Here is a 2018-nt window from a genome sequence, read left to right as displayed (position 1 = left end):
ACCACGGTGAACGTCGATGTCACACCAGTGAATGATGCGCCAGTGGCGACCAATGACAATGCCGTTACTGACGAAGACACGCCAGTGACGATTGATGTCTTGCCAAACGATACTGATATCGATGGCGATACGCTGTCTATCCAATCGGCGTCTGTGCCGAGTGACCAAGGGACAGTTGAAATTGTTGACGGCAAGTTGGTGTTCACACCGGCTGAGAACTTCCATGGTGACGCCGAAATCACTTACACCGTTACCGATGGTTCGCTGACTGACCAAGCGACGGTCAACGTCACCGTAAATGCCGTAAACGACACGCCAGTGGTTGAGAGCAGCATTGCAGACCAAACCTTGGCAGAAGACTTTACGCCATACAGCATCGATCTAAATACTGCCTTCAGTGATGTGGATAACGTGGATGGCGAGTTAACGTTTAGCGTCTCTGGTAATAGCAACATTCAAGTGGCAATCGTCAATGGTATTGCTACGTTCACTCCAACCGCAGACTGGAACGGCTCAGAAGCGCTGACCTTTACGGCGACCGATCCAAGCGGTGAAAGCGTTAGCCAAACGGTGAACTTCACAGTAGCGCCTGTGGCGGACATCGTGGCAGACAACGCGACGGTGGTGGAAGACACGCCAACCATCATCAAGGTCTTAGATAACGACACGTTCGAAGGCGACGACAAAGTGGTGTCGCTGGATACCAATAACGGCCCAGCCAACGGCACGGTCTCGGTCAACCCGGATGGTAGCGTAACCTACACGCCAAACGACAACTACCACGGTACAGACAGCTTCACCTACATCGTCACGTCCAGTGGGGTATCAGAGTCCACCACGGTGAACGTCGATGTGACGCCAGTCAATGACGCGCCAGTGGCAAACGATGATACCGCTGTTACTGACGAAGACACGCCAGTGACGATTGATGTTCTGCCAAACGATACTGACATTGATGGCGATACGCTGTCTATCCAATCGGCGTCCGTACCTGAAGCGCAAGGCACAGTTGAGATTGTTGATGGTAAATTGGTCTTCACGCCAGCCGAGAACTTCCATGGTGACGCTGAAATCACTTACACCGTTACCGATGGTTCGCTGACTGACCAAGCGACGGTCAACGTCACCGTGAATGCGGTGAACGACACGCCTGTGGTTGAAAGCAACCTCGCAGACCAAACCTTGGCAGAAGACTTTACGCCATACAGCATCGATCTAAATACTGCCTTCAGTGATGTGGATAACGTGGATGGCGAGTTAACGTTTAGCGTCTCTGGTAATAGCAACATTCAAGTGGCAATCGTCAATGGTATTGCTACGTTCACTCCAACCGCAGACTGGAACGGCTCAGAAGCGCTGACCTTTACGGCCACCGATCCAAGCGGCGAAAGCGTTAGCCAAACGGTGAACTTCACGGTAGCGCCTGTGGCGGACATCGTGGCAGACAACGCGACGGTTGTGGAAGACACGCCGACCATCATCAAGGTTTTAGGTAACGACACGTTCGAAGGCGACGATAAAGTGGTGTCGCTGGATAGCAATAACGGTCCAGCGAACGGCACGGTCTCGGTCAACCCGGACGGCAGCGTCACTTACACGCCGAACGACAACTACCACGGTACAGACAGCTTCACCTACATCGTTACGTCGGGTGGGGTATCGGAGTCCACCACGGTGAACGTCGATGTCACACCAGTCAACGATGCGCCAGTGGCAAAAGATGATACAGCTGTTACTGACGAAGACACGCCAGTGACGATTGATGTCCTACCAAACGACACCGATATTGATGGCGATACGCTGTCTATCCAATCAGCGTCTGTGTCGAGTAACCAAGGTACAGTTGAGATTGTTGATGGCAAACTGGTGTTCACACCGGCTGAGAACTTCCATGGTGACGCTGAAATCACTTACACCATCACCGATGGTGCGCTGACTGATCAAGCGACGGTCAACGTCACCGTGAATGCGGTGAACGACGCGCCTGTGGTTGAAAGCAGCATTGCAGACCAAGCCTT

At 52.8% G+C, this 2018-nt stretch carries 1 protein-coding gene; it reads left to right on the top strand.

Annotated features, from left to right (window positions below; genetic code table 11):
- Nucleotides 1–2018: tandem-95 repeat protein (locus tag R7E42_RS23720; RefSeq protein WP_318073049.1), on the top strand; the 2018-nt coding region annotated here is incomplete at both ends.

Source organism: Vibrio sp. Vb1337 (assembly GCF_033338715.1).
Classification (GTDB): Bacteria; Pseudomonadota; Gammaproteobacteria; order Enterobacterales; family Vibrionaceae; genus Vibrio; species Vibrio alginolyticus.
Note: the sequence above shows the minus strand (reverse complement) of the source record. Positions and strands in the feature narration are given on the sequence as shown.